Origin of the sequence: Luteimonas saliphila (assembly GCF_016774335.1) — a bacterium.
In the GTDB taxonomy this organism is placed as follows: Bacteria; Pseudomonadota; Gammaproteobacteria; order Xanthomonadales; family Xanthomonadaceae; genus Luteimonas; species Luteimonas saliphila.
Genome location: NZ_JAETWA010000037.1, coordinates 168,536 through 194,634 on the forward strand (window position 1 = coordinate 168,536; position 26,099 = coordinate 194,634).

Annotated in this window: 20 protein-coding genes, 1 tRNA gene and 1 pseudogene; 19 read left to right on the top strand and 3 right to left on the bottom strand. The window is 63.7% G+C overall.

Translation table 11 applies throughout. The annotated features are described in order from the left end of the window. Positions 1 to 54 precede the first annotated feature (54 nt). Positions 55 to 750: a 2-polyprenyl-3-methyl-6-methoxy-1,4-benzoquinone monooxygenase gene (coq7, locus tag JMO03_RS11095; protein ID WP_202843305.1), complete on the bottom strand. Its 696-nt coding sequence runs from the start codon at positions 748 to 750 to the stop codon at positions 55 to 57. A gap of 228 nt (positions 751 to 978) precedes the next feature. On the opposite strand from coq7, the gene rplM reads away from it, so the two are divergent. The 6 genes from rplM (at position 979) to maiA (ending at position 4,948) form a co-directional block, all read left to right on the top strand. Beyond that, on the top strand, positions 979 to 1,407 hold the full coding sequence (gene rplM / locus JMO03_RS11100; RefSeq protein WP_149103662.1) for a 50S ribosomal protein L13: 429 nt from the start codon (positions 979 to 981) through the stop codon (positions 1,405 to 1,407). 3 nt (positions 1,408 to 1,410) lie between these two features. Continuing rightward, a complete protein-coding gene (rpsI, locus tag JMO03_RS11105) occupies positions 1,411 to 1,803 on the top strand; it encodes a 30S ribosomal protein S9 (protein WP_202843307.1) in 393 nt (130 codons plus the stop codon). 47 nt (positions 1,804 to 1,850) lie between these two features. After that, positions 1,851 to 1,925, top strand: a tRNA-Gln gene (locus tag JMO03_RS11110). A gap of 241 nt (positions 1,926 to 2,166) precedes the next feature. Next, a complete protein-coding gene (locus tag JMO03_RS11115) occupies positions 2,167 to 2,907 on the top strand; it encodes a 2OG-Fe dioxygenase family protein (protein WP_202843308.1) in 741 nt (246 codons plus the stop codon). Positions 2,908 to 3,002: 95 nt separating this feature from the next. Further along, positions 3,003 to 3,992, top strand: a complete 990-nt coding sequence (locus JMO03_RS11120) for a fumarylacetoacetate hydrolase family protein (protein WP_202843309.1) — start codon at positions 3,003 to 3,005, stop codon at positions 3,990 to 3,992. A gap of 290 nt (positions 3,993 to 4,282) precedes the next feature. Then, positions 4,283 to 4,948, top strand: coding sequence for a maleylacetoacetate isomerase (gene maiA / locus JMO03_RS11125; RefSeq protein WP_202843310.1), 666 nt, complete (start codon positions 4,283 to 4,285; stop codon positions 4,946 to 4,948). 25 nt (positions 4,949 to 4,973) lie between these two features. Here the strand turns inward: maiA and JMO03_RS11130 are convergent, their stop codons facing one another. Further along, positions 4,974 to 6,083 (bottom strand): PilT/PilU family type 4a pilus ATPase, encoded by a 1,110-nt coding sequence (locus JMO03_RS11130; RefSeq protein ID WP_202843311.1) that lies wholly within the window; start codon positions 6,081 to 6,083, stop codon positions 4,974 to 4,976. A gap of 197 nt (positions 6,084 to 6,280) precedes the next feature. Here JMO03_RS11130 and JMO03_RS11135 point away from each other — a divergent pair, with 197 nt between their 5' ends. The 13 genes from JMO03_RS11135 to JMO03_RS11195 all read left to right on the top strand — a co-directional run bounded on the left by JMO03_RS11135 (position 6,281) and on the right by JMO03_RS11195 (position 25,106). Beyond that, positions 6,281 to 6,562 carry a DUF4398 domain-containing protein gene (locus JMO03_RS11135; RefSeq protein ID WP_238346078.1) on the top strand — a complete coding sequence of 94 codons (282 nt, stop codon included), beginning with the start codon at positions 6,281 to 6,283 and terminating at the stop codon, positions 6,560 to 6,562. After that, a complete protein-coding gene (locus tag JMO03_RS11140; RefSeq protein ID WP_202843312.1) occupies positions 6,559 to 7,158 on the top strand; it encodes a hypothetical protein in 600 nt (199 codons plus the stop codon). Before JMO03_RS11135 ends, JMO03_RS11140 begins: the two co-directional genes overlap by 4 nt. 392 nt (positions 7,159 to 7,550) lie before the next feature. Then, the gene (locus tag JMO03_RS11145; RefSeq protein ID WP_149103673.1) at positions 7,551 to 7,769 is read left to right on the top strand and encodes an HP1242/YdcH family protein; all 219 of its coding nucleotides are present in this window, start codon (positions 7,551 to 7,553) and stop codon (positions 7,767 to 7,769) included. 146 nt (positions 7,770 to 7,915) lie between these two features. After that, positions 7,916 to 9,292: a pyridoxal-phosphate dependent enzyme gene (locus JMO03_RS11150; protein WP_202843314.1), complete on the top strand. Its 1,377-nt coding sequence runs from the start codon at positions 7,916 to 7,918 to the stop codon at positions 9,290 to 9,292. A 62-nt stretch (positions 9,293 to 9,354) separates the two neighbouring features. Then, positions 9,355 to 10,533, top strand: coding sequence for a cystathionine gamma-synthase (locus JMO03_RS11155; protein ID WP_202843315.1), 1,179 nt, complete (start codon positions 9,355 to 9,357; stop codon positions 10,531 to 10,533). After that, positions 10,530 to 11,378, top strand: coding sequence for an ABC transporter permease (locus JMO03_RS11160; RefSeq protein WP_202843316.1), 849 nt, complete (start codon positions 10,530 to 10,532; stop codon positions 11,376 to 11,378). Before JMO03_RS11155 ends, JMO03_RS11160 begins: the two co-directional genes overlap by 4 nt. 4 nt (positions 11,379 to 11,382) lie before the next feature. Beyond that, complete coding sequence (locus JMO03_RS11165; protein WP_202843318.1) at positions 11,383 to 12,537, top strand: ABC transporter ATP-binding protein; 1,155 nt, start codon at positions 11,383 to 11,385, stop codon at positions 12,535 to 12,537. Positions 12,538 to 12,575: 38 nt separating this feature from the next. Further along, on the top strand, positions 12,576 to 13,985 hold the full coding sequence (locus JMO03_RS11170) for a class I SAM-dependent methyltransferase (protein ID WP_238346079.1): 1,410 nt from the start codon (positions 12,576 to 12,578) through the stop codon (positions 13,983 to 13,985). Further along, the gene (locus JMO03_RS11175; protein ID WP_202843322.1) at positions 13,982 to 14,656 is read left to right on the top strand and encodes a hypothetical protein; all 675 of its coding nucleotides are present in this window, start codon (positions 13,982 to 13,984) and stop codon (positions 14,654 to 14,656) included. Before JMO03_RS11170 ends, JMO03_RS11175 begins: the two co-directional genes overlap by 4 nt. Positions 14,657 to 14,661: 5 nt before the next feature. Continuing rightward, positions 14,662 to 18,453: a glycosyltransferase gene (locus tag JMO03_RS11180; RefSeq protein ID WP_202843324.1), complete on the top strand. Its 3,792-nt coding sequence runs from the start codon at positions 14,662 to 14,664 to the stop codon at positions 18,451 to 18,453. 178 nt (positions 18,454 to 18,631) lie between these two features. After that, a complete protein-coding gene (locus JMO03_RS11185) occupies positions 18,632 to 20,569 on the top strand; it encodes a hypothetical protein (protein ID WP_202843326.1) in 1,938 nt (645 codons plus the stop codon). A 300-nt stretch (positions 20,570 to 20,869) separates the two neighbouring features. Then, the gene (locus tag JMO03_RS11190) at positions 20,870 to 24,109 is read left to right on the top strand and encodes a rhamnan synthesis F family protein (RefSeq protein ID WP_202843328.1); all 3,240 of its coding nucleotides are present in this window, start codon (positions 20,870 to 20,872) and stop codon (positions 24,107 to 24,109) included. Positions 24,110 to 24,320: 211 nt separating this feature from the next. Further along, complete coding sequence (locus JMO03_RS11195; RefSeq protein ID WP_202843330.1) at positions 24,321 to 25,106, top strand: class I SAM-dependent methyltransferase; 786 nt, start codon at positions 24,321 to 24,323, stop codon at positions 25,104 to 25,106. A 292-nt stretch (positions 25,107 to 25,398) separates the two neighbouring features. Here JMO03_RS11195 and JMO03_RS11200 read toward each other — a convergent pair. Beyond that, positions 25,399 to 26,004 (bottom strand): annotated as a pseudogene (locus tag JMO03_RS11200) (IS3 family transposase); the annotation flags it as partial. Positions 26,005 to 26,099 lie beyond the last annotated feature (95 nt).

Consider the following 26,099-nt stretch of genomic DNA (forward strand, 5'->3'; position numbering starts at 1 on the left):
GCTCTCCGGGCGAAAACTCGACTCTGACCCCGGGTCTGCCCCGGCCGGCATCGATCACAGCCGGTAGGCCACTGTCTTCATCAGCTTCGATGCCGCCGCCATCAGCGCCGGGATCGGCTGTGGCAGGATGCGGGCGCCGGCGAGTTCGGCGCTGTCGGCGTGGCGGGCCTCGTCCTGCTTCATCTGGCGCAGGATCTCGCGGCTGCGCTGGTCGGCCTCCGGCAGGGTCTGCAGGTGTTCGTCGAGGTGGGCCTCGACCTGGCGTTCGGTCTCGACCACGAAACCGAGGTTCCAGCCGTCGCCGCGCAGGCCGGCCGCCACCCCGAGCGCATAGCTGCCGCCGTACCACAGCGGGTTGAACACGCTGGGGCGGCTGTCGAGCTCGCCCAGGCGGTCGGCGCACCAGGCCAGGTGGTCGGTTTCCTCCTGCGCGGCCTCCAGCAGGTGCTCGCGGGTCGCCGGTTCGCGCGCCACCGCGGCCTGGCCGAAGTACAGGCCCTGGGCGCAAACCTCGCCGACGTGGTTGATTCGCATCAGCCCGGCGGCATGGCGGCGCTCGGCCGGGTCCAGCTCGACGTCCGGGGTGTCGGCTGCCGGGTTGGCGCGGCGGGCCGCGGGTTGGCCGAACACCGTTTCCAGCGCGCGCTGGGCCTCCACCAGCAGCTGGTCCAGGGGCTCCAGCCGGCGCGGGGAGGCGCGAGGCGGGGCGGGACGGGTGGCGGGCAACTGCGGGGCGGGGGAGGCAGGCATCGGGACTCCGGGTGGCCGCGGACCTGCGCGGCCACGGCTCTGGCGGGGACCCCATCGTCGCCCGTCGGCCCCGGGGATGCCAGCGTGGCGGGACCCAACTTGCGCGTGGCGGCGCCGAAGGCTAGAATTCCGCTTCTTTTTCCCGCAATCACAACGCGTGGTGACGTTCCGCCGCCCCCGAGGCCCCGGAACCAGCCCGACCAGGCACCCCGCCCGGAGTCATTTTCGATGAAGACCTTCACCGCCAAGTCCGAGACCGTCCAGCGCGACTGGTATCTCGTCGACGCCACCGGCAAGACGCTGGGCCGCCTGAGTTCCGAACTCGCGCGCCGCCTGCGCGGCAAGCACAAGCCCGTCTACACCCCGCACGTCGACACCGGCGATTATCTGGTGGTGATCAACGCCGAGAAGATCACGGTGACCGGCAACAAGCTGGCCGACAAGAAGTACCACCGCTTCACCGGCCACATCGGCAACCTCAAGACCGAGTCGCTGGCCCAGGCGCTGGCGCGCCACCCGGAGCGGGTGATCGAGATCGCGGTCAAGGGCATGCTGCCGAAGAACACGCTCGGCCGCGCCATGTACCGCAAGCTCAAGGTGTACAAGGGTGCCGAGCATCCGCACGCCGCCCAGCAGCCCCAGCCCCTGGATATCTAAACGATGGCTATCACCCAGAACTACGGCACCGGCCGTCGCAAGTCCTCCACCGCCCGCGTGTTCCTGCGCAAGGGCAGCGGCAGCATCACCGTCAACGGTCGTCCGCTGGACGAGTTCTTCGGCCGCGAGACCGCGCGCATGATCGTGCGCCAGCCGCTGGAGCTGACCAAGAACACGGAAAGCTTCGACATCCTCGTGACCACCACCGGCGGCGGCACCACCGGCCAGGCGGGCGCGATCCGCCTCGGCATCGCCCGGGCGCTGGTCGAGTACGACGAAACGCTGAAGAACGACCTGCGCAAGGCCGGGTTCGTGACCCGCGACGCGCGCGAGGTCGAGCGCAAGAAGGTCGGCCTGCACAAGGCACGCCGCGCCACCCAGTTCTCCAAGCGTTAATCGGCATCGACGCCACCGCGCCGCGGTGGCGTTACAATCGGTTCCATAGCCCCGTCGCCAAGCGGTAAGGCACCTGACTCTGACTCAGGCATTCGGTGGTTCGAATCCATCCGGGGCTGCCAATCCGCGATACGAAAAGACCCGCTCCGGCGGGTCTTTTCGTCTCCGGCGCGTGCACTGGCACCGGACGCACGGATGCTGGCGCGGAGGCTGCCGGTGCGTCGGGCCCGTGCGGCGCCTCGATCCAGGCGAACGCCGCCGCAGGGCGTGCGTCACCCGGTCGCGATCGCCGACCGCCCCGGCGGCCACGCCCGCCTCCCGATTCGGGCCCGCCGCACGGCGGAATCCGGCGATAATCCGCCGATGACGGCTCCGTTCCCCCCGCCCCTGTCCGAGGTCCGGCAGGCGCTCGACGACATTCGCGCGCGCGGCTTCGCCGTGCTCCCGGCGGCGGCGCTCGCCGAGCTGGCGCAGGCGCGCGGTGAGGATTTCGCGCGCCTGGAGGAAGGCTGGAACGACCTGCCGCCCGATGGCTACCTCAGGGATGGCGGCCGCTACCGCAGCCGCCGGCATTCGTGCTTCGTGGTCGAGGGCGACGAGGTGCGCCAGGCGCCGCACCGCGCGCACTGGCAGTCGCTCGACTACAACGCGCTGCACGGCGGCATGCTGCGCATGTTCGAGCCGATCGCGCCGGAGACGGTCGCCGCGCCGGCCTGGTCGTCGCTGCTGCGCGGCCTGGGGCGCTGGTGCTCGGCACTGAAGGGCGACCGGCCGTGGTACGTCGAGGCGCACCAGTTCCGGATCGACACCACCGACGGCATCGGCCGGCCGACGCCGGAGGGGGCGCATCGCGACGGTGTCGATTTCGTCGCCGTGATCCTGGTCGCGCGCCACGCCGTCAAGGGGGGCGAGACCCGCGTGTTCCAGGCCGACGGCCCCGACGGGCAGCGCTTCACCCTGCTGCAGCCGTGGTCGCTGCTGTTCCTGGACGATGCGCGCATGATCCACGAGTCGACCCCGATCCAGCCGGCCGACGACGCCGGCGGCTACCGCGACACGCTGGTGCTGACCTACCGCGCGGGTGGCTTCCAGGGCGACGACTGATCGCGGCGTCCCTGCGGCTGTCCGCGGCGCGATCGCCACGACCGGCGCCGGCGACTCGTTACAATTGAAATCCTGATCCGGCGGCTGGAGCGGCAATGAAACTCGGTTCCCTCAAGGAAGGCGGCCGCGACGGCACCCTGGTGGTGGTCTCGCGCGACCTGGCGCGCGCGGTCCGGGCCACCGGCATCGCGCCGACGCTGCAGCGCGCGCTGGAGGACTGGAGCAACACCGCGCCGCGCCTGAATGCGCTGGCGCAGTCGCTCGAGTCCGGCGATGCCGACGGCGTGTTCGACCTCGACCCCAACGCGCTGGCCGCGCCGCTGCCGCGTGCCTACGAGTTCCTCGACGGCAGCGCCTACCTGCCGCACGTCGAGCGCGTCCGCCGGGCGCGAGGCGCCGAAGTCCCGGAGAGCTTCTACACCGACCCGCTGATGTACCAGGCCACCAGTGCCGGCTTCCACGGTCCGCGCGATCCGGTGCGTGTGGTGAGCGAGGAGTACGGGATCGACCTGGAGGCCGAGATCGTGGTGATCACCGACGACGTGCCGATGGCGGTCACGCCGGAGCAGGCCGCCGCGCACATCCAGCTGGTCGGCCTGGTCAATGATGTCTCGCTGCGCAACCTGATCCCGGGCGAGCTGGCCAAGGGGTTCGGTTTCCTGCAGTCGAAGCCGCGCTCGGCGCTGAGCCCGGTGTTCGTCACCCCGGACGAACTCGGCGATGCCTGGCGCGACAACAAGCTGCACCTGCCGCTGCTGACCCACATCAACGGCGAGTGGTTCGGCGCGCCCGAGGCGGGCGTGGACATGCAGTTCGATTTCGCCCAGCTGGTGGCGCACGCGGCCAGGACGCGGCCGCTGTCGGCGGGGACCCTGGTCGGTTCCGGCACCATCGCCAATCAGGACACGTCCACCGGCGCGTCCTGCTTCGCCGAGCGGCGCACGGTCGAGGCGCTGGAAACGGGCGCGCCGGTGACGCCTTTCATGTCGTTCGGCGACCTGGTCAGGATCGAGATGCTGGACCGCGAGGGGCGCAGCATCTTCGGCGCGATCGAGCAGCGGATCGAGCGTCAGGCGGCGCCCTGACGGGCGGGGGGTTGGCGCGACGAGTGGCGAACGCGACTCGCGCGGCGCGGTCAGGATGACCCGTTGGGTTGCGCGACGGCCGGAACGGGCGCCGGAACGCGTATGGGGTGGATGGTGCGGCGCGAAGGCGGGGACGCGCAGGGGTGCGCGACACGACATGCCGCACGCGTGCACTGCCATGCGTCAGCGCGCACCGGTCCTGCGGCCGGGCGCGCGGGGCCGCCGCGGTACGGGCGCCACCTCGAAGGCGGCATGATCGGAAGTGGACCACTGGCCCAGGGGGCGCCGGCGTGAACGAAGAACTGCGGTTGTATTCCTACTGGCGGTCGAGTGCCGCCTACCGGGTACGCATCGGGCTCAACCTCAAGGGGCTGGCCTACGAGACCGTGCCGGTGCATCTGTTGCGCGAAGGCGGCGAGCAACTCGCCCCCGGATTCGCCGCCACCAACCCGCAGAAGCTCGTGCCGGTCCTGCAGCACGGGCAGCGGCTGTTCCGGCAATCGCTGGCGATCCTCGAATACGTCGACGAGGTCTGGCCCTCGCCGCCGCTGCTGCCCGCCACCTCGCGCGAACGCCAGCGCGTGCGCGCGCTGGCGCAACTGGTCGCGGCCGACATCCACCCGCTCAACAACCTGCGGGTGATGCGTTTCCTCGAACAGGACTGGAACGTACCGCAGCCCGAGCGCGACGTCTGGATCCGGCACTGGATCACCGAGGGCTTCGAGGCCTTCGAAGCGCTGTTGCAGGATCATCCGGCGACCGGCACGTTCTGCGATGGCCACATGCCGACGATCGCCGATTGCTGCCTGGTGCCGCAGGTCTACAACGCCCGGCGCTTCAGCGTGGACATGGCGCGCTACCCGACGATCGTCGCGATCGAGCAGGCCTGCCTGGAGCTGCCCGAGTTCCGCGACGCGGCCCCCGACCGCCAGCCGGACGCGCCGCAGCAGGCGTGACGCCGTGGGTAGCGGCTGCGGCGGATCAGTGCGAGGAGCCGAACACGTCCGCGTAGGGATCGTGTTCGCCGGTCGCGCCTTCGGACAGGCGGAACTTGAGATCCAGTCCCTCGCGCGAGTCGGCCGCGCGCAGCGCGGTCTCGCGTTCGATCCGGCCTTCCTTGAACAGCCGGTACAGGCACTGGTCGAAGCTCTCGATGCCTTCCTCCAGCGACTCCTCCATCGCCTGCTTGATCTCGTGCACCTGGCCGCGGCGCAGCAGGTCGCGGATCATCGGCGTGTTGATCAGCACTTCGGTCGCGGGCATGCGGCGGCCGTCGACGCCGACGACCAGGCGCTGCGAGATCACCGCGCGCAGGTTCAGCGCCAGGTTCATCAGCACGTTCTTGTGCGCGGCCTCGGGGAAGAAGTTGAGGATGCGCTCGATGGTCTGGTCGGCGTTGTTGGAGTGCAGTGTGGCCAGGCACAGGTGCCCGGTCTCGGCGAAGGCGATCGCGGCCTCCATCGTGGTCGCGTCCAGGATCTCGCCGATCAGGATCACGTCCGGCGCCTCGCGCATCGCGTTCTTGAGCGCGTTGTGGAAGGCGTGGGTGTCGAGCCCGACCTCGCGCTGGTTGACGATCGACTTCTTGTGCCGGTGCAGGTACTCGATCGGATCCTCGATGGTGAGGATGTGCCCGGAGGTGGTGCTGTTGCGGTAGTCGATCATCGAGGCCAGCGAGGTCGACTTGCCCGAACCGGTGGAGCCCACCAGCAGCACCAGCCCGCGCGGGGCCATGATGATGTCCTTGAGCACCTGCGGCAGCTGCAGCTCCTCGATGGTCGGGATGGTGCTGCGGATCGCACGGATCACCATGCCGACCTCGCCGCGCTGCTTGAACACGTTGACGCGGAAGCGCCCCGAGTCCTGCAGCGAGATCGCCATGTTCAATTCCAGGTCGCGCTCGAACTGCGGCACCTGGCCCTCGTCCATCAGCGAATAGGCGATCTTCTTCACCATGCCGGTCGGCAGGCCGGTGTTGCCGAGCGGGTAGAGCTTGCCCTCGACCTTGATGTAGACCGGCGCGCCGGTGGTCAGGAACATGTCCGACGCGTTCTTTTCCGTCATCAGCTTCAGGAAATAGCCGATGTCCATGTATGAACCCCCAATGGCCCGCCGGGGCGTTTGCGAATCCGGCGAAGGCTGATGACAATGGCCGGACACCCACCCCGCGGGACGGCCCCCCAATGCCGGCAAGCTTCGCACAATTCAGGTTGACGCTGCAGGCACTGGTGTGCGGATGCGTGCTCGTGCTCACGGCTTGCGCGAGCATGCCGCCGCCGACGGCGGAATTGAACACCGCCCAGCAGGCGGTGTCGCGCGCCGCCGATGCCGATGCCGACCAGTACGCCGCCGATGAGCTCGGGCGCGCCCGGAGCCTGCTCGCGCAGGCGCAGGCGGCGATGGCGGCGGGTCGCGAAAGCGATGCGCGCGACCTCGCCACGCGGTCCGCCGCGCTCGCCGGACTCGCGTCGGCGCGCAGCCGGGAAGCCGCGACGGAGGCCGAACTCGGCCAGCGACGCGCGGAGATCGCCGACCTGCGCCAGCGCCTGCGGATGGAGGACGCACCATGAGCACCGGACTGCGGCTTGCCGCCTGCCTGTCGCTGCTGCTGGCCCTGCCCATGGCGCGTGCGGCCGATGACCCGGAGGCCGCGCAGCTGACGCAGCGGCTGGTCGCGATCGAAGCGGACGCCTCGCTCAGCGGCTTCGCTTCGCTGGAGCGCCTGCAGGCGCGGCAGGCGGTCGACGCACTGGTGAGTGCACGCGCCCGCACGCGTCCATCGGCGCTGCAGATCGCGCAGTGGCGGGTGGAAACCGCCGAGATCGCGGCGCGTACCGAAGCCGCGCGACGCGAGATCGACCGACTCGAGCGCGAGCGTGCCGACCTGCTGCTGGAAGCCAGTCGGCGCGAGGCCGCGCGGGCCCGCCAGGAGGCCGAGCGCCTGCGCATCCAGACCCAGATCCAGGCCGAGGAAACCGCGCGCCTGCGCGAGGCGGCCGAGGCCGAGTCGATGGCCCGGCAGGAAGCCGAAACCGTGCTCCAGGGCGTCTCCTCGCGCGAGGCCGCCCGCCTGCGGGCCTCCCGCGAGCGGGCCGCCGAGCTCAAGCGCCAGGAAGAGGAACTGCTGCGCAGCCTGGAGGGGGACGGGGCACCGCCGCAGCCCTGACTCGCCGGCTTAATCCCTTTCAAATTCAACCATTTGTCGTCCGGCGCATGCGCCGGATCGCTGCGTTCCGGCGATCGGATCTGAACGCCTGCACAAGGCCGGCCGATTCGTGATCCGCGCCCGGTCGGGACCTTGCCGGTGGCCCTTGTCGACCCCCGCAGGGAGGAGTAGGGTCGGATACCCAGGCGGCAGCTTTTCGCTCCAGCCGCCTGGCGACCGAGCCAGACCGACGATGACCGAGCCGATCCCGCACCAGCTCCCCAGCACCGGCAGCGCAGTCCGCCGGGCGGGGCGTGCAGGTGGGGGTTGCCGCTTGCGCCCGGTCTGCCACCCGAGACGACGCCCCGTGCCCTGACCGGCCGGGGCGTTTGCATGTTCGCAGGAGGATTTCCATGTTCGAAGGGCAACCGCAGGCGGAACTCGACAAGCTGATCAACGACAACCGGGAGTTCAAGCAGCTCTACCAGCGCCACAAGGAACTCGACAAGAAGGTGCTTGATGCCGAACTCGGCGTGCTCCCGATCGACGACACCACCCTGTCGCAGATGAAGCGCGAGAAGCTCGCTGCGAAGGACCGCCTGACCCGGCTCTACGACACCCTGCAACACTGACGTTTTCCGAAGTCACGGGCGGCGGCGGCCATCCTCGTCGGCCGCCGTCGCCCGTGTGCTGTTGGTCGTCGCGCGACCCGCCCCGTATGGCTGCGCACGGCCCGGTGCGATAATCGCCGTTCCTCCGGCTGCCGCATCGAACGCGCATGACCATCCACGCTTCCGTCCTCGAGCTGATCGCCCGGACCCCGATCGTCAAGGCGCAGCGCCTCGACGCGGGCGTGTGCGAGCTGTACTTCAAGCTCGAGAGCCAGAACCCCGGCGGATCGATCAAGGACCGCATCGGACTGAAGATGATCGAGGCCGCCGAGGCGCGCGGCGACCTCCGGCCCGGCGCCACCCTGGTCGAGGGCACCGCGGGCAACACCGGCATCGGCCTGGCCTTGGTGGCTCAGCAGAAGGGCTACCGGCTGGTGCTCGTGGTCCCGGACAAGATGAGCCGCGAGAAGATCTTCAACCTCAAGGCGATGGGCGCCGAGGTGGTGCTGACCCGTTCGGACGTGGCCAAGGGCCATCCGGAGTACTACCAGGACCTGGCCGCCCGGATCGCCGCGGAGACGCCCGGGGCCTACTTCGTCAACCAGTTCGGCAATCCCGACAACCCGGCGGCGCACGAACACGGGACCGGGCCGGAAATCCTGCGGCAGATGGCCGACGCTGGTGGGCTGGATGCGGTGGTGTTCGGCTGCGGCAGCTCGGGCACGATGACCGGACTGTCGCGCTGCTTCGCCGAACATGCCCCGGACGTGGAGCTCGTCCTGGCCGACCCGGTGGGCTCGATCCTGGCCGAATACATCAACGAGGGCACGCTCAGCGACAAGTCGGCCAGTTGGATGGTGGAAGGGATCGGCGAGGATTTCCTGCCGTCGATCTCCGACTTCAGCCGGGTGAAGAAGGCCTACGCGATCAGCGACAAGGAGAGCTTCCTGGCCGCACGCGAATTGCTGCGCACCGAAGGCATCTTCGGCGGTTCCTCCACCGGCACGCTGCTGGCGGCGGCGCTGCGCTACTGCCGCGAGCAGACCGTGCCGAAGAAAGTCCTGGTTTTCGTCTGCGACACCGGCAACAAGTACCTGTCCAAGCTGTACAACGACTACTGGATGCTCGACAACGGCTTCCTCGAGCGCGAGCAGCACGGCGACCTGCGCGACCTGATCCTGCGTCCGTACTCGCAGCGCGACACCGTGGTGCTGGCGCCCGGCGACCTGCTGGTGACCGCCTACCAGCGGATGAAGCTGTATGAGATCTCGCAGCTGCCGGTGATGGACGGCGACCAGATCGTCGGCATCCTCGACGAGAGCGACGTGTTGTTGCACGTGTACGGCGACGAATTGCGGTTCCGCGACCCGGTCTCGACCCCGATGGTGCGCAAGCTCGACATCCTCGACGTGAAGTCCCCGGTCGAGTCGCTGCTGCCGGTGTTCGACCGCGGCCATGTCGCCATCGTCGTCGACGGCCCCCGGTTCCTGGGCCTGATCACGCGGATCGACCTGCTGAACTGGCTGCGAAGGCGGGTGCACTGAAGGCCCGGCCGGGATGGGCGCGATGCTAGAATCTCGGCCCGGAATTCAACGGATTCAGCGACATGACGGACCCCCGCGAGGCGGTCGACACGGCTGGCTGGGGGCTCGGCACCAAGGCGATCCACGCCGGGCAGGCGCCCGACCCGAGCACCGGGGCGGTGATGCCGCCGATCTACGCCACCAGCACCTATGCCCAGGCCAGCCCGGGCGTGCATCAGGGCTTCGAGTACTCGCGCACCCACAACCCCACGCGCTTCGCCTATGAGCGCTGCGTCGCGGGGCTCGAGGGCGGCAGCCGCGGCTTCGCCTTCGCCTCCGGCATGGCGGCGACCGCCACCCTGCTCGAGCTGCTCGACAGCGGCGACCACGTGGTGGCGATGGACGACCTCTACGGCGGCAGCTTCCGCCTGTTCGAGCGCGTGCGCCGGCGCAGCGCCGGACTGGACTTCAGCTTCGTCGACATGACCGCTCCGGCCGCCTTCGAAGCCGCGATCACGGCGAAGACGAAGCTGGTCTGGATCGAGACGCCGACCAACCCGATGCTGAAGATCGTCGACATCGCGGCGATCTCGGCGATCGCCAGGCGTCGCGGCCTGATCGTCGTGGTCGACAACACCTTCGCCTCGCCGATCCTGCAGCGGCCGCTGGAACACGGCGCCGACATCGTCATGCACTCGGCGACCAAGTACCTCAACGGCCACTCCGACATGGTCGGCGGCATCGCGGTGGTCGGCGACGATGCCGAGCTCGCCGAGCGGCTCGCGTTCCTGCAGAACTCCTGCGGCGCGGTGCAGGGTCCGTTCGACAGTTTCCTCGCGCTGCGCGGACTGAAGACGCTGCACCTGCGCATGCGCGCGCATTGCGAGAACGCGCAGGCGATCGCCGAATTCCTGCAGGCGCACAACGCGGTGGCGGAGGTGATCTACCCGGGACTGCCCTCGCACCCGCAGCACGCGCTGGCGCAGCGGCAGATGGACGGCTTCGGCGGCATCGTCTCGGTCCGCCTCAAGGGCGGGTTCGCGGCGGCGAAGCGCTTCTGCGAGCGCACGCAGCTGTTCACCCTGGCCGAATCGCTGGGCGGGGTGGAGAGCCTGGTCAACCATCCGGCGGTGATGACGCATGCCTCGGTGCCGCCGGAAAACCGCGCGCGACTGGGGATCGGGGACGACCTCGTGCGGCTGAGCGTGGGCGTGGAGGCGCTGGGCGACCTGCGCGCGGACCTGGACGCGGCGCTGTCGTGAGCGCGCCTGCGGAGGGCAGTACATCCACCATCCGCGACAGCGGCCAGCTGCTGGTCGCCGGCAGGCTGTGGCATGAGTTGGCCGAGAGCTTCCGTAACCCGGGATTCTGGGCGATGTCCAGCTGGCTGGATATCCTGGTGCGCTCGCGCAAATCCTTCCTCGGTCCACTTTGGCTGCTTGCGCCTGCTGTGGTTTACGTGTTCGGCATAGGCGCATTCTTTGCGGGCATGTACGGAAGTCGGATCTCGGAGTTCGCCACGCATGTCGGTTTGGGCATGATCGTGTTCCGATTGCTGATGTCCGCCCTGATTGGAAGCGCTGGTGTCTTCAGCAGCAGCCACTCTTTCATCCTGGACGGCCACATGCGGCTGACCGACTATATCCTGCAGTCGCTCGCGCGTACGAGCTTCGACCTGCTGATGTTCCTCCCAGTGACGGCGGTGGCCCTCGCACTGCGCGGAGGCGCAGATCTGCAGGGATTGCTGCTCGCCGTCCCAACGATGTTCCTGATCTATCTCAACGCGCTCTGGATCAGTGTCGCCTTCGCGGTTATCGGAGCTAGGTTCACCGATTTCGGCCACTTGCTGGTCAATGTGTCGTTGTTCATGTTCCTCCTGACCCCAATCATCTGGTACACCGAATCGGTGCCGGAGGGCAGCTTGCGGGCGAGACTGATGCAAATGAATCCGCTTTACCACTTCGTCGAGGTATTTCGTTCCCCTATCATGGGCAAGCCCGTGGAAACGGTGAGCGTGGCCGTAGTGGGCGTGATGACCATCGCCGGACTGCTGCTCGCTACGTGGCTGTACCGCAGGTATGCGCGTTATGTCCCGTTATGGATTTGACGTCATGAGCGCCTATATCCGCGCTTCTAAATTGACGCTCGACGTCCCTGTCTTCCTGCAGCGCGAACGAGCGTCCTCGGGTTGGCTGGACATGTTCCTCGGGGCCGCTTTCGATCCTCCCAAACGGAAGTTGGCGAGACTGCTCGATGGAGTCGATCTGGATATCCGCGATGGTGACCGGGTCGCGATCCTGGGCCGCAATGGTGCGGGCAAGAGCACCCTGCTTCGCGTCCTCAATCGTGTGTACCAACCGACCAGCGGGCGGATCGACGTCCAGGGCAGTTGCCAGGCGCTGCTCAACATGTCGCTCGGCTTCAACGGCGAAGCTACCGTGCGCGAGAACATCTTCCTTCGGGGCGTGGCGATGGGTCTGCGCTCTGAATACCTGCGCGACAACGTGGGGGAGATCCTGGAGTTCGCAGGCCTCGGTCAGAAGGCAGGACATCGCCTGCGAACCTTGTCTTCGGGGCAGCGGCTACGGCTGGGTTTCGCGATCTCTACGTCAGTCCAGCACGACATCATGTTGATGGACGAGTGGGTCGGCACCGGCGACGCCAACTTCATGGCCCGCGCGAAAGAGCGCATGCAGAACCGCGTCAGTGGCAGCCGGATCGTGGTGCTGGCGAGCCACAGCGTCGGTCTGCTGCGCGACGTATGCAACAAGGGCATCGTGCTCGAAGGCGGGCGCAAGGTATTTGCCGGCGATATCGCCGCCGCGCTTGGCGCGTACCATGAGCTGTTGGCGAAGGTACGCAACAACGAGTTCGTGGAAGCGACGCCAGAGGAACGCGCGCTAGCGCAGATCTACGGCGCGGTGGAGGAGATCCGCGCGCTGGATAACGCAGGGCGTTTTTTCGTGAAGGGGTGGATGATCGACGATGAGGGTGCGATCCCCTCTGGCGCCGCGCTGGAGCTCAACGGTTATCGCTACGCAATCCAGATTGAGGCCAGGATCAAGCGCGGCGATGTCGTGAGGCACTTCGGGCTCGCAGAGGAGGAGTGCGGGTTCCACGCCATCGTCGAGGTGCCCGAGGCTACGGCTGTGCAGGATCTGGTCGGAGCTAACGTGCTGGGCGGACGCACCGCGGAAGAGGCGGACGCACCGCTGCGCCTGGGACCGGCGGTCTTGGCGGCGATGGGCCGCGTCCGGGCCCACTGAGCGCTTACGTCAGCGCTCCAAGACGATTGGACAACGACATGTCGCAATACCAGTCCTTCCCTGATAGCCCCGGCGCCTCCCAGACGCTGGAGAAGCTCAAGGCACTGAACCTGCCAGACCTCGGCGGCCGCAGTTTCCTCGATGTCGGCTGCAACGAAGGATTCTTCTGTGGGTTCGCCGATTTCATCGGCGCCAGCCGTTCGGTCGGAATCGACAAGTCCGCGCTTTTCATCGAGCGCGCGCGACGGAGGTTCGCGGGTTGCGAATTCGTGCAGCAGGACTGGTCCGATCTGCCGCAGGGGCCATTCGACGTCGTCCTGCTCGCGTCCGCGCTGCACTATGCCGACGACCAGGAGACGCTGGTCTCCAGGCTCGTGGAGCTGCTGTCCCCGGATGGCGTGTTGGTGCTGGAGCTCGGCATTGTTTCTTCCCACGAGAACGAGTGGATCGAGATCGACCGCGGCTTCGACCGCCGCCTCTACCCCACGATGCGGAAACTGAAGGACGTGCTCGCCCCGTATGCGTGGAAATGGATGGGGCCGAGCGTCCGCCAAGCGGGCGATCCGGTGGAACGACACGTCATGCATGTCAGCCGGCGCAAACCCACCGCCTACCTGTTGATGCTTCCGCCCGGCTATGGGAAGAGCAGCATCGCGAACGGCCTCTTTCCCAAGGCCGGTATTCGCATCGTTTCCGGGGATGAGGTGGTCGCGCGTATTGCCGCGGGCGACGATGTCGCGGCTTCGCCGCAACTCGCGGCGCTCGTGCGGAAGCTGTATTCGCCCTACTGCATCGACCAGGTCGTCGAGGCGGCGTTCGACGAAGGATTCGGCGCTGAGCTTGCCCGCGTTCTGGCCAGCCAGGCGCAGGGTACCGACTTCGCGCTGGACGCTTTCATCCCGCTGTCCCGGCAGCAGCAGGTCCGGGCGTCGTTGCGCGACATGGGATACTTCGTGGTCGACCTGGGCTGGGATCGCATGGGTATCGCACCCTCGCCGCGGGAAATGGCCATGGAGCGGATCGATCGCTTCGCCGCGAGCCTGGCCGACGAGAGCCCCAGCGCGGCGGCAGGCGCCCGCGAGCTGGCGCCGGCGGGCAGCATCGATGAAGTCGCGCAGGATCGTGGCGTGGTCACGATCCGCGGTTGGGCGATCGACGAGGCCGGGCAGTTGCCCTCGGACTGGAAGGTAAAGATCGGCTATCGGGAGCGAGCGGTCATCCGGCTCGAGAAGCAGAGCCGCCCCGACGTGCAGGCGCATCTGGGCCTCGTCCATGGACGCGTAGGCTTCGTGCTGGAAGTCAGGACGGGCAAGGCGATGTTCGATTTCGGCAAGGGCAAGGTCGAGGCGCAGTTCACCACGACCGCCGGTTGCAGGCTGAGCCTGGCCGCCAGGCTACCCAACACCCCCTCGGAGACTGGCGGTGCGGCCAGGCGGGTCGGGCAATGAAGCTCCGGACGGACCAGGAAGGCCGTGACGCCGGCAGCCCGGAAACGGCGCCCGGTGTGCAGCCACTGGTCGGAGTCGCCGCTGCGCTCGGCAAACCCGACGTCCCCCGCGGGGAGCTGTCTACCCGGGAAGCGACCGCTGGGCGGATCGACACCATCCGGGAGCTGGAAGAACGGTTGCGCCGTGCGTACGACGAACTGGACGCCATGCATGCGCTCAGGGACAGGGTGCGCACGCTGGAAGCCCGGAACGCCTCGCTCAGGGAAGAACATGACAGGCGTTGCCGCGAACTTGCCGACCTTGCAGTGCTGATGGCCTCTGGAACGTCCGGGGCGGCAACCGGAACCCAGCCGTCCACTCAGCCGTTCTCGGCCGGGCGAGCGAAGGGTTTCCTGGCGCGCCTGTCCGGCCGCTACCATCGATTCCTGTTCGGCAGGAGGAAGGCGAGGATCCGGCGATCCGGCATCTTCGACGCGCGGTGGTATCTCGAAAGAAACCCCGACGTGGCGAACTCCGGGCTGGATCCGCTTGACCACTACCTGTTGTTCGGTCGGCTCGAAGGACGGCAGGTCAGTCCTTATTTCGACATCGTGCAGTACATCGCCGAGAATCCGGGTGCACTGGACGATCCACTGACCCACTTTCTGAAACAAGGACGGGGAGGGGCGTAGCGCACATGGTCGTCCAACTGGATTCCCAGACCCGGGAGAAGATCGCCGGTTCGGCCATTCTCGATCCCGAGTGGTATGCCAGCCGCAATCCCGATGTGTCGTACGCGGGCATGGATCCGCTGCAGCATTACTTGGCCTTGGGAATTGCGCTGCGGCGACCACCTGGTCCCGAATTCGATCCGCTCTACTACGCCGGTCGGTATCCGGATGTCGACGCCCGGGATGGATTGGCGCTGTTGCTCCACTATCTTGACGTGGGCAGGGCCGAGGCCAGGCAGGGCGCGGACTGGAATGCGGGCACGGACGAAGCGCTGGGGATGACGGCCGGCCAGGGAGCCGGCTTCCTCACAGGGCATCTGGACAAGGCGGCTGGAGACACCATTGCCGGCTGGGCGGTCGACTGCCGCCAGAACAACGCGCCAGTCACCCTCGAACTGTGGGTGGACGGTTCTTTCGTGATGAACTTCCGGACGTCGACGCCCCGGTCGGACGTGATCGCAGAGGGGATCGGGGCAGCCGCTGCGGGATTCTCGTTGCAGGTTCTGCCTGGAACCATCCGCGACAGGCAACAGGTCGAAGTGCGTTTCGCGGGCGGAGGTCCAGTGCTGGACGGCGCGCCGGCAACCTTCTTCAACGCCAGGCCCAGGGGAGAGATGCCGCTGTCCTGGTTCCTCCGGGCGCACAGGCAGGGGGTGCTGCGTCCTGTCACGGTCGTCGTGCCGGTGTTCAATGCCCCCGCGGCGGTCGGGGGTTGCCTCGAATCGCTGGCGCGAACCGCCATGCCGCCTGGGACGCAGGTACTGGTGGTCAACGATGGGAGTACCGACGAGGCGATTCCCACGCTGCTACTCCGGTTCTCCAGCGTACCCGGCTTCTCGGTCGTCGAGAACGAGCGGAATATCGGCTACACCAGGACGATCAACAAGGCGATCTCCCTTGCCGAAGGGCGCGACGTGGTCCTGCTGAACAGCGATACCGTGGTGTCGGACAGATGGCTCCACAACCTGAGGTACTGCGCCTATTCGCAGCCGGACATCGGCACTGCCACAGCGTTGTCGGACAATGCGGGTGCCTTCTCCGTGCCGGAGATCGGGACGAACAATCCGATACCGCCACACCTCGACCGGGCGCTGACGGCGCGGCTCGTGAGCCAGGCGGGCGCGGGTTTTCCCATCGATGTCCCCACAGGGAACGGCTTTTGCCTGTATCTCCGGCGTGATGCGCTCGAGGAGGTCGGCGCCTTCGATGAGGCGCATTTCCCCACCGGTTACGGGGAGGAGAACGATCTGTGCATGCGGATGATGTATGCCGGATGGCGAAACGTCGTCTGCGACAAGGCCTACGTCTACCACCTGCGCACGCAGAGCTTCGGCGAATCCAAGGCCAGGCTCGTGGCGGCGGGCGGCGAGCAACTGGCGATCCTGTATCCCGAGTACAAGGGGTTGACGGCACGCTTCAGCGACCTGCAGTTCGCCATGCTCAGGGCCACCGTGAGGGGCGAGCTGGCCCGCCGACGCGCGCATCCGCCGCGCAAGCGCATCCTGTTCGTGATCTCGACCACCACGGGAGGCACGCCGCAAACCAACCTCGACCTGATGCGCGCGGTCGAAGAGCAGTACGAGGGGTACCTGCTGAGGTGCGATTCGACCCAGGTGGTGTTGTCCCGGCTCGCCAATGGCGCGTTGGAGCAGGTGGAGTGCCGTGCGCTGCACTTCCGGATCACCCAGGTCCCGCATCGTTCCGACGAGTACGACCGGATCGTTTCGGACATGCTGTTCCGGCACTCGATCGACCTGGTGCATGTGCGCCATATCGCCTGGCATGGGCTGGGGCTCGCCGCCGCGGCCAAGGCGCTGGGAGTGCCGGTGGTCTGTTCCTTCCACGACTTCTACACCCTGTGCCCGTCTGTGAACCTGCTCGACGTGGACAACGTCTATCGCGGAGCCGGCATCGAGGGCGACAGACTCAACCCGCTGTGGACCAACCAGCCCATGCCGGCCGCCTTCCTGCCCAGATGGCGCGCGATGATGCAGGGCTTTCTCGACGACTGCGACCTCTTCGTCACGACCTCCCAGGCGGCGGCCGACCTGGTGACCCAGGTGTTTCCCGCCACCCGGGACAGGCTGCGGATCATCCCGCACGGTCGTGATTTCCCGGCGTTCGAGCAGGTCACCGCGCGGCCGGCGCCGGACCGCAGGTTGAAAGTCCTGGTGCCGGGCAACATCGGCCCGAGCAAGGGTTCCCTGCTGATCGAGGGAATCAACGGGCTCGCCAACGGCGACATCGAGTTCCACTTCCTGGGCCGTACCGCGGCCGGCTTGAAGCGCATCGGAGTCCACCACGGCGAGTACGGGCGCGAGGAGTTCGCCGACAAGGTGCGGGCGATCCGGCCCGACATCGGCATCGTCTTCTCGGTGTGCCCGGAAACGTATTGCCACACGCTCACCGAAATGTGGGCTTCCGGAATCCCCGTGCTCGGCCTGGACCTGGGCTCGGTGGGGGAGCGGATCCGGCAGTCGGGCGCAGGCTGGGTAGCGCCCCTGGGCTCGTCGCCGCAACAGCTGCTGGACGTGTTGCGTTCGATCCGCGATGCCCCCGGGGATCATGCCGCCCGGACCGCGCAGGTCCATGCGTGGCAACGGACGACAGGAACCGCCGACAGCGTCAGGGCGATGGCGTTCCGCTATCGGCTGGAGTACCACGGGTTGCTCGAGCGCGAGGGGAATGTGCCGGCCAGGGTCGGCCTGGTCCTGAAAGGCGACGCCAGCACAGGGCGGCATCCTGCTACTGCGCATATCCGCCTGCTGCGGCCAATGGCCGCGCTGCAACGCAGTGGCGACATCCTGTTCCGGGCGATCACCCCGGATGAACTGGTGGCCGGTGGCGCGGCAGGCCTGGACATGGTCGTGATCCAGCGCGACGCGGTGCCATCTACACATACTGAAGCCGTCCTGGACGCACTCTCCCGGCAGGGCATTCCACATGTCTTCGAGATCGACGATCTGCTGTGGGAGATCCCGGAACAGCATACCGACCACTCGATCGACGAAGACGCCATCGCGTCGATGGACAGGATCGCATCGACCGCCAGCATCATCACCACCTCGACGCAGCCGCTTGCGGACAAGCTGCGGCGGCACGGCAGGCCGGTGCGGGTCATCGCCAATGCGCTCGACGGACTGCTGTGGCAATCGCCCCTGGACGAGGCATGGATCGAGCAGGTCTGTGCGCCCCTGGGATTGACCGACGGGCGCAGGCGGATCCTGTATATGGGGACCAACTCGCACGCGCGCGACCTGGAGATGATCGACCCCGTGCTGGGGGAGATCCGGCAGCGGCACCCGGATGTGCAGTTCCTCCAGATCGGTGGCGGCTACGTCCTCTCGCATTCCAAGGCGATCCACCGCCCCGCGGGTACGTCGGATTATCCATCCTTCGTGGCATGGTTCCGGGCGGTGGCGAGCCGCTGTACGTTCGCGATCGCGCCCCTCGTCGATGACGACTTCAATGCGGCCAAGTCGAACGTCAAGTATCTGGATTATCTTTCGGCGGGGTTGCCGGCGGTCTACAGCGATGTGCCTGCGTATCGGACTTCCGTCGGCGACGGCACCGGAATTCTGTGCCCAAATCAACACGATTCATGGCTGCCTGCGATCGATGAACTGCTGTCGTCCGGAATGGAAGGCTTGAGCCCGCAATCGGCGAACTGGCAAGATCAGGTACAAGCGACTTCATTGCAGTCAGACGGCTCCGTGCAGGTGTGGCGAGACACGCTTCGTTCGCTTCGCCACAGGTAGGCCGCGACTTTCAGGATTTACTGACCAGCGAGACTAGATGATGGCAGCGTCGAATCGAAAGACCAGAGTTCAGCCCAGCTCCAAGTATGCGCTCATGGTGTTGGGGATGCATCGATCTGGTACTTCGGCGTTGGCTGGCACACTTGCGCTGCTCGGTGCCACGAGTCCTCGGACATTGATGAAGGCGAACGCAAACAATGCTCGTGGCTACTGGGAGTCCACGGAGCTGATGGTACTGCATGACCAAATACTCGCTTCAGCCGGAACACGGTGGGACGATTGGGGGAGATTCAATCCGGACTGGTTTAAGTCGCCTGTTGCAACCGAGTTCTCTGAGAAGCTAGGCGCTGTGATCGACGAAGAGTATGGCGGCACTCGCCTTCTTCTCGTGAAGGATCCTCGCATCTGCAGGTTCTTTCCGCTCTGGAAACAGGTTCTCGACCATAAGGAGATCAAGCCAAAAATCATTCTGCCCGTAAGAAATCCGTTTGATGTCGCACATTCGTTGAATGCAAGAGACAAGCTGGGAAAGAATCGAGCGCTACTATTGTGGCTGCGGCACGTGCTTGACGCGGAATTCGCCACTCGAGGGTTAGATCGCGCATTCACGACTTACGAAGGATTGGTATCAGACTGGAAAGTTGAGGTGGCACGCCTCGCTTCCGACTTAGCTATTAAATGGCCAAGATGGTCTCCGGCAGCCGAGTTGGATATCGCTGACTTCCTGACGGAAGATCTGCGGCACTACGGCTACCCGGCTCCCCGCATTGCTCCAGAAGACGAGCTGGCTGTTTGGGTTTCGTCGGTGTACCACATCCTAAAGAAGCGGTCATCTGGAGATGAGGTGGAGGATAGTGAGATTCATACGCTCGATCGTATTCGAACCCAGTTCGACAGCACGTCATCGACTTATGGAATCGTATTCAAGGAGCAGGAGCAAATTGCCCGGAAAGCCAGCGCTGAGCTCTCGGCGCGCCTTCGCCAAGAGGTCGAGCGGACTGCCAAACTGGAGGGCGACGTGGCCCAGCTTGAGCAGCGTAGCCGTGATGTCACAGCCGAACTCCAAGATTCAAAGTCTGAGTTGGACCGAACACTGAAGCAACTGACGGCGGCAATGGACGAGAGTGCCCAGCGAGGCAAGAGTCTGGGGGAGCACACTGAAGCGCTGGAATGTGCGCGGAAGGAGCTGCAAGGACGAGATGAAAAATGCAGTTCCTTGTCGGCACTATGCGAGAATCTGGAACGGCTGGTCAGTGACCATGACTCGAAAGTAGCTGCACTCCGAGAGGATACTGCTAACCTGAGAGCCGAGCTCGATTCGGTAAATTCCGATAGAGCGACGCAGCAAGAAGCGCTCGAGAAGGAGATTGCTGAACTTCGATCCAAACTGGCAAGGGCGGACGAGCGAGCGGCGATGCAGTCCGCGTCGATTGACCGCGCGGAAGCAGTCCGTACCAGCACTGAGAAGCAGCTTAGCCAACTACGTGAGCAGGTGAGCGACCGATTCAGGGAAGTCGCGGAGTTAACGAGCTTGTATCTGGAAGCTAAGCATACTGGACAGCAGTTGCAGGCTGCGAAGGCTGAGGTAGAGGCCGACGCGGTGGAAGTGAATGCCAAGCTGGCGAGCATGCGTGTCGACTATGATGAAGCTAGTGAGGCGCTGGAGCGCGCCAAACAAGGCATCAATCTACTGCGCCAGTCAAACGAGCTGTACGCAGGCGAGCTGACGCGATTGGACACCAAGCTTGCCGAGCTCCAATCCGGACGATGCTGGAAACTCGTGATGCCTTTGCGCGTAGCGCATGCTTGGCTGCGTGGGCGAGCATTTTCGAAAGAGCCCGTTTCCAGTTTGCATCTGTTGCGAGAGAGTCGCTGGTTCGATGCGACGTGGTACGCCAGCCAGTACAGTGATGTCTCGGGTAGTGGAATCGCACCTGAAGCACATTTCCTAGTCAGGGGCGCCGCCGAAGGACGGAATCCGTCGCCCGACTTTGACACCCGGCACTATCTGCGCAGCAACCCAGACGTCGCCGCATCTGGGCTAAACCCACTACTGCACTTCATTCGATATGGCGCAGCGGAAGGGCGCTCTCCCAGACCGCCAGGCAAGTCGTGAACATGTCAGTCCGTCCGTTGATCCAGAAGATCACGCACGATTGGTGTCGCGTGATGCCGATCGGCGAATTGGACGCCTCCTCATGTCGCGGCGACCGCTCGCGTGATTGAGCAGGATCACGTAGCGGAATCCCGCGGAAACGATGCGGCGATTACGTGCCGCGCTTCGACAGGCCCGATTAGATCGTTGTGCGGCTGATCCATAGGACATACTCTGGCAACTCTCGCCGCCTCGGCTGGAATGTCTGAAGAGAGTACATCAAGTTCAAAAGCGTAGCACTTGTATGGAGTGTGTTTTGTTATGGCTGGCTCAAAGTTCGCTGTGTGCGTCCACGTTTACTATTTAAGTGTCTGGCAAGACATCTACAAACGCTTGGCTGCATTGGGCGACTTGATGGACGTGTACATCACGTGCAGGCCAGAAATATGCGAAGAGCTGAAGGCAACCTTCGCCGACGAGTCGCAGCCTATAAAAGTTGTGGTGCTTGAAGACGCCGGCATGGATGTCTTGCCGTTCCTGAAGGCGTGCAAATCCGAGCGGCTTGATCAGTATGTCGCTGTCTTGAAGCTCCACACCAAGAACCAGAAGTCAAAAAGTGGCGCCCACCAAGGCAAGATGATGCTTGAAGGGCTGTGTGGCTCGCCTGCTTTGGTCCACTCGATTATGGACCTGTTCCAGCAGGATCATGATGCCGGAATGGTAGGCGCCGCATTTCAGTATCGCTCGGCGAGGGCGCTGATGTATGGCAACGGCGCGCTGGTCAGCAGAATACTGGACAGGCTGGATATTCATCTCGATGACTGGCCCTTCCTGGTCGGCACGATGTTCTGGATCTCAGGCAGACTTCTCCGGCCGCTCATCGAGAACCTGGATAGCATTATCGCGTGTGGGGAGAACGACAATGCCCCAGTTCGGACGGGGGGTGATGGAACTACTGCACACGCGATGGAGCGCGTATTTGGAGCATTGCCCGCTGCGGCGAAAATGGACCTGTATGCTACAGAGAGGATGTCCGTCAAGCAGGACGACTATGCAGTCGTTTCGCTTAGAAGTCATGCAGCTGCGAGTCACCACACTACTCTGTGGCTCGGAAGCCAGGACATACTGGGCAGGCACAAGGATCTTCAAGCCTGTCACGACAGAATCCTGAGGTCAAACTATTTTGATAGAGAGTACTACTGCGCTAGATATCCGCGTCACGTAATCGAGGGGATGGATCCAATCGTGCATTTCATCCTCTACGGAGACTGTCTCGGCCTCGATCCAAGCGAGGAATTCTGTACGAATTACTACCTTCTAGCGCGCCGGGATGTTGAAAGAAGCGGGATGTGCTCCCTCCATCACTTTCTCGCCTATGGGTGTCGGGAGGGGATGACAACCAAACCCAGCAGCAGCGACTGGATCGCACTGGCCAAGCGCGTTGGTCTTTTCTCAGATCAATGGTATGAGAGCGAGTATCCGGATGTTGGGTATCTCGGCGTTTCTGCTGTAGAACACTACGAGTCAGTTGGAAGAATTCTGGATAGAGCGACGAGCGACCATTTCAAGCCCGCCGAAATTCCAAGCATAGGTTCACGCATCACCGATGGCGCTAGCGAATCCGGTCTCGAGTTCTATCTGAAGAATTTGCTGCGAGAAGAGCTACAAAGCTATGACTTGATTAAGCGCGCAACCATGAACGGCGACTATTTCCTGACTGACTATCTGCCGACATACTTCAGGACAAAGTTCGGATACACAGGCGCCTTGCGGGAAGCGCTGGGAACGAGTCACGTGTTGAGGTATGAGTGGGAGAGCGCACTGCGAGAGTGGTCCGACTTCTGGAATGGCATCAAGCCCGGTGAGAGCTGCCGCAGCGGCCGGTCGATAGTGGTCTTTGACCGTAGTTCGAGCGGCGACCGTCATCTCTATGATGTACTTAGTCCTAGCAACCAGAAGAGCTGCGAGACCCTTCTGGATCGACCAGTCAGGCCGTCCATATGCGTTTTCACGACATTATTCGGAGGGATAGACGACTTGATCCCAGTCATCAATCCAGTTCCGGGTGTTGACTATATATGCTTCACAGATAGGGATCGGGAAGATTGCGGCTGGAGACAAGTTATAGTCGATCCCGCAATGAATAGCGAGAATCTGAATGCAAAGATAATCAAAGTCCTGCCGCATAACTATTTACACGAGTACGAGTACTCGATGTTCGTCGATGCCAATACCTTCCTGATTGGCAAAGTCTCCGAACTTATTGATATTTGCTTAGCTTCAGGTGATTTCGTAATGTGGCGTCATCCAGTCCGGAAAGACGTTTATCTCGAGGCGTGCGCAATCATTAGCCATCGGCGCCATGAACCCTCTGCGATCCTCAGGCAGATTCAGCACTATCATGAGGCCGGGCTTCCGAGGGATACTGGATTGTACGAGGCTTCGTTTATCTGGCGACGGCATGGCACAGAACATGTAATGCGGTTCATGGAGCGGTGGTGGGCTGAGATCGTAGCTCATAGCTCACGCGACCAGCTGAGCTTGGCGTACCTCGTATGGCGGGAGAAATACAAACCCAAGGTGCTCCCGGACAACTTGGGCACATCACGAAGTAATGATTACTTCGAGAAAATTCCACACAAGAATCGTGAAGACGAACTCCATGAAAAAGGAACGCCTAAGGTTCGAGCGACGAACAAGATGGAGATCGCCTTCCTGTACGCTCCCAGCTACCAGTTCACGGGGTCAACGATTCTGAGGTCGCAGCAGCTTTCAGAGGCGGTTCGGAGATTCTACGAAGGCGATCGTTCGGTGAGTTATACAGACTCGCTGGAAGTTTCCGATTCGATCGTAGTTTTGTCTAAAGGCTTCTTGAAAGTGCATACTCAGGAAGTCATTCGTTCACTTTCCAAGAAGAATATCCTAGTAGCGGATTTTGTCGATGATCCAGTTAATGTTGAGTTGCTTGATGACATCGATGTGATCATGGCGTCGTCCTTGGCAGGATACAAGGATTATCTCACACGCTATGGAAACAAGTTCATTGCGCATGTGACGCATCACGTTGACACGAGGATCGATTTTAGCCGCTCATGCAAACCTGGAGAATTCAGGGCGGGTTATTTCGGGGAGTTGGTCAATACGATTAGAGGCAAGCACATCGAAGAGTTGGTGAGCTTTAACCTAGTCGATACGAGCAAACAATCGTTGGAGTGGATGGATAACCTGTGTCGGTTCAACTTTCACTATGCGGTACGAGAACGGCGAGGCATTGATGGCGCCAAGCCATTTCTAAAAGGCTTCGTTGCGGCGCATTGCGGAGCAAATATGCTTATCCAGAAGAACGCTGGGGATGCGCGCTATTATCTGGGCAACGACTATCCATTCCTGGTGAGCGATGATCTGGATGAGTTGAGGATCGTGGAGGAGTTGAGGCGAGCCAGGGACCTATTTGGTAGCAAGGAATGGGAGTATGGTTTGGAAATTATGGAGGATGTCAGGAACAGGTCGTCTCTGCAGAGGGTGCTGGAGGAGTTTGCAGGTATGATCCAAAAGATATGAGTGGGCGTCGAGGCAAGGGGCCTCGGCTGAGTCTGCGAGCCGGGCTGCGCGAGTCAAAATCTAGGGGTTGAGCGACTTCGTAGCTGCGTCTCTCACGACTTCCACTTTCTCGCCATCTAAGTAGTGCCGAGTTTGGCAGGTAGATCGCTGGGGTGTTGGATTTCTGGCCGTCCCTTTGCTGCGATTTTTGAGAATCCCGAGGAGATTCCTAATGATTTCACTGGACGAACTGGCCCGTAAGACTCAAATAGACAAGAATGTTTCGCTACAGGAGGACCGGGCGGACGAGCTCGCATCATTCTATGGCAAGAGCCGGCAGGAAGTGGTTGAGCTTTATAAGGCTTATAACGTTGACCAGCTGAGAAAGCCTCGTGACGTACTGTTCACGAAGCAAGATCATTCGTCCGTCGTGGATAGCTATCTGGATGAAGATTTCCTCATGTTAAGTCTCACCCGATTGATGCTGCACTACAATCGCTTCAGTTTTGCCAGGAGTGCCTTGAATTTTCTCGGATTCTACTACCCAAAGGGTTTCGAGGGCGTCAAGTTTCTCGATTACGGAGCCGGGGCGGCTGACTACGCCCTGTCTTTTTTCGCTCACGGCGCCACTCCTATTCTGTGTGATTTGGAGGGTGGTCCAGTCGAGTTCGCTGCACACAGATTCAAGCTTCGGAACTGCCAGCCTGAGGTCGTACCCGTCACCAAAGAGGCGGCTTACCCGGATCTTCCTCCCTGCGATATCGTCAACGCCACAGAAGTCCTGGAGCATGTATCGGACCCGAGTCAAGTTATCTTCAACATCTGGAAAGCGCTTTCGTCGCACGGTTGGTTTCTATTCTCGGACTATCCCGTTCAGCCGAAGAAGATTGGTGGTGCACATCTGCAGGCGGCAGGTGATAAGAGGGCGGAAGCGTATAAGCTCCTTCATCTTCTGTTCGAACCCATCTATCACGACGCTCAAGAGAAGTACGTTTACATTTATCGCAAACGCGCGTAGCCGCGAATCTGCGCACGGGAGCGATGACCACGGCAGCGAGCCGGTTCGACTTTTCCTTGAATGCGGAGGCTCTAGGCGGACCCGTTCGTCCGGTGCATACATGAATCAGAACTGCCGACTTTGAAGGCGGCGCGGTTGGTATTCTCATGTGCAGGTCAGTGCCGACAAACGGGCCTTGTGATCAAACATGCGCCGTTTTCTGCAAACGGTGGTATCCGCCAGTCAGTTGTTGATAACCACGCTTCACGCATGGGTAAGGATCTGGTCTAATAGCCTCGACGTCCCTCCGCTTTCAGTAGCGGTCTGATCTGGAGTCCGGGTTCACTGTAGCGGATTCAGCCAGCTGCTTGGCATAGGCGGCTGGCGTCAGGCCACCAAGTGCTTTCTTGGGTCGTTTTTCGCAGTACTCGCGACGCCAGGTTTCGATCACCGTGCGCGCGTGGAGCAGGCTGGTGAACAGGTTCTCGTTGAGGCATTCATCGCGCAGCCGGCCGTTGAACGATTCGACGTAGGCGTTCTGGTTCGGCTTGCCCGGCTCGATCAGTCGCAGCTGGATCCCGCGCTCGTGCGCCCAGGCGACCATCGCCTTGCCGCAGAACTCCTTGCCGTTATCGGTCCGGATCACCTTTGGAAGACCCCGGCTGAGCGCAAGCCGATCCAGCACGCGGCTGACGCCGTTTCCACAGATCGCCCGCTCGACCTCGATCGCCACCGGTTCGTGCGTGGCATCGTCCACGATCACCAGGCACTTGATCACCCGGCCGTCCGCCGTCCGGTCGAACACGAAGTCCATCGACCAGACCTCGTTGGCCCGGATCGGTCGCAGCAACGGCTGTCGCTCACCCACCAGCACCTTCTTGCGCTTGCGACGGCGCACCTGCAGCCGCTCTTGCCGATACGACGTCCCCCCGCTTTCAGTAGCGGTCTGATCTGGAGTCCGGGTTCACTGTAGCGGATTCAGCTAGCTGCTTGGCATAGGCGGCTGGCGTCAGG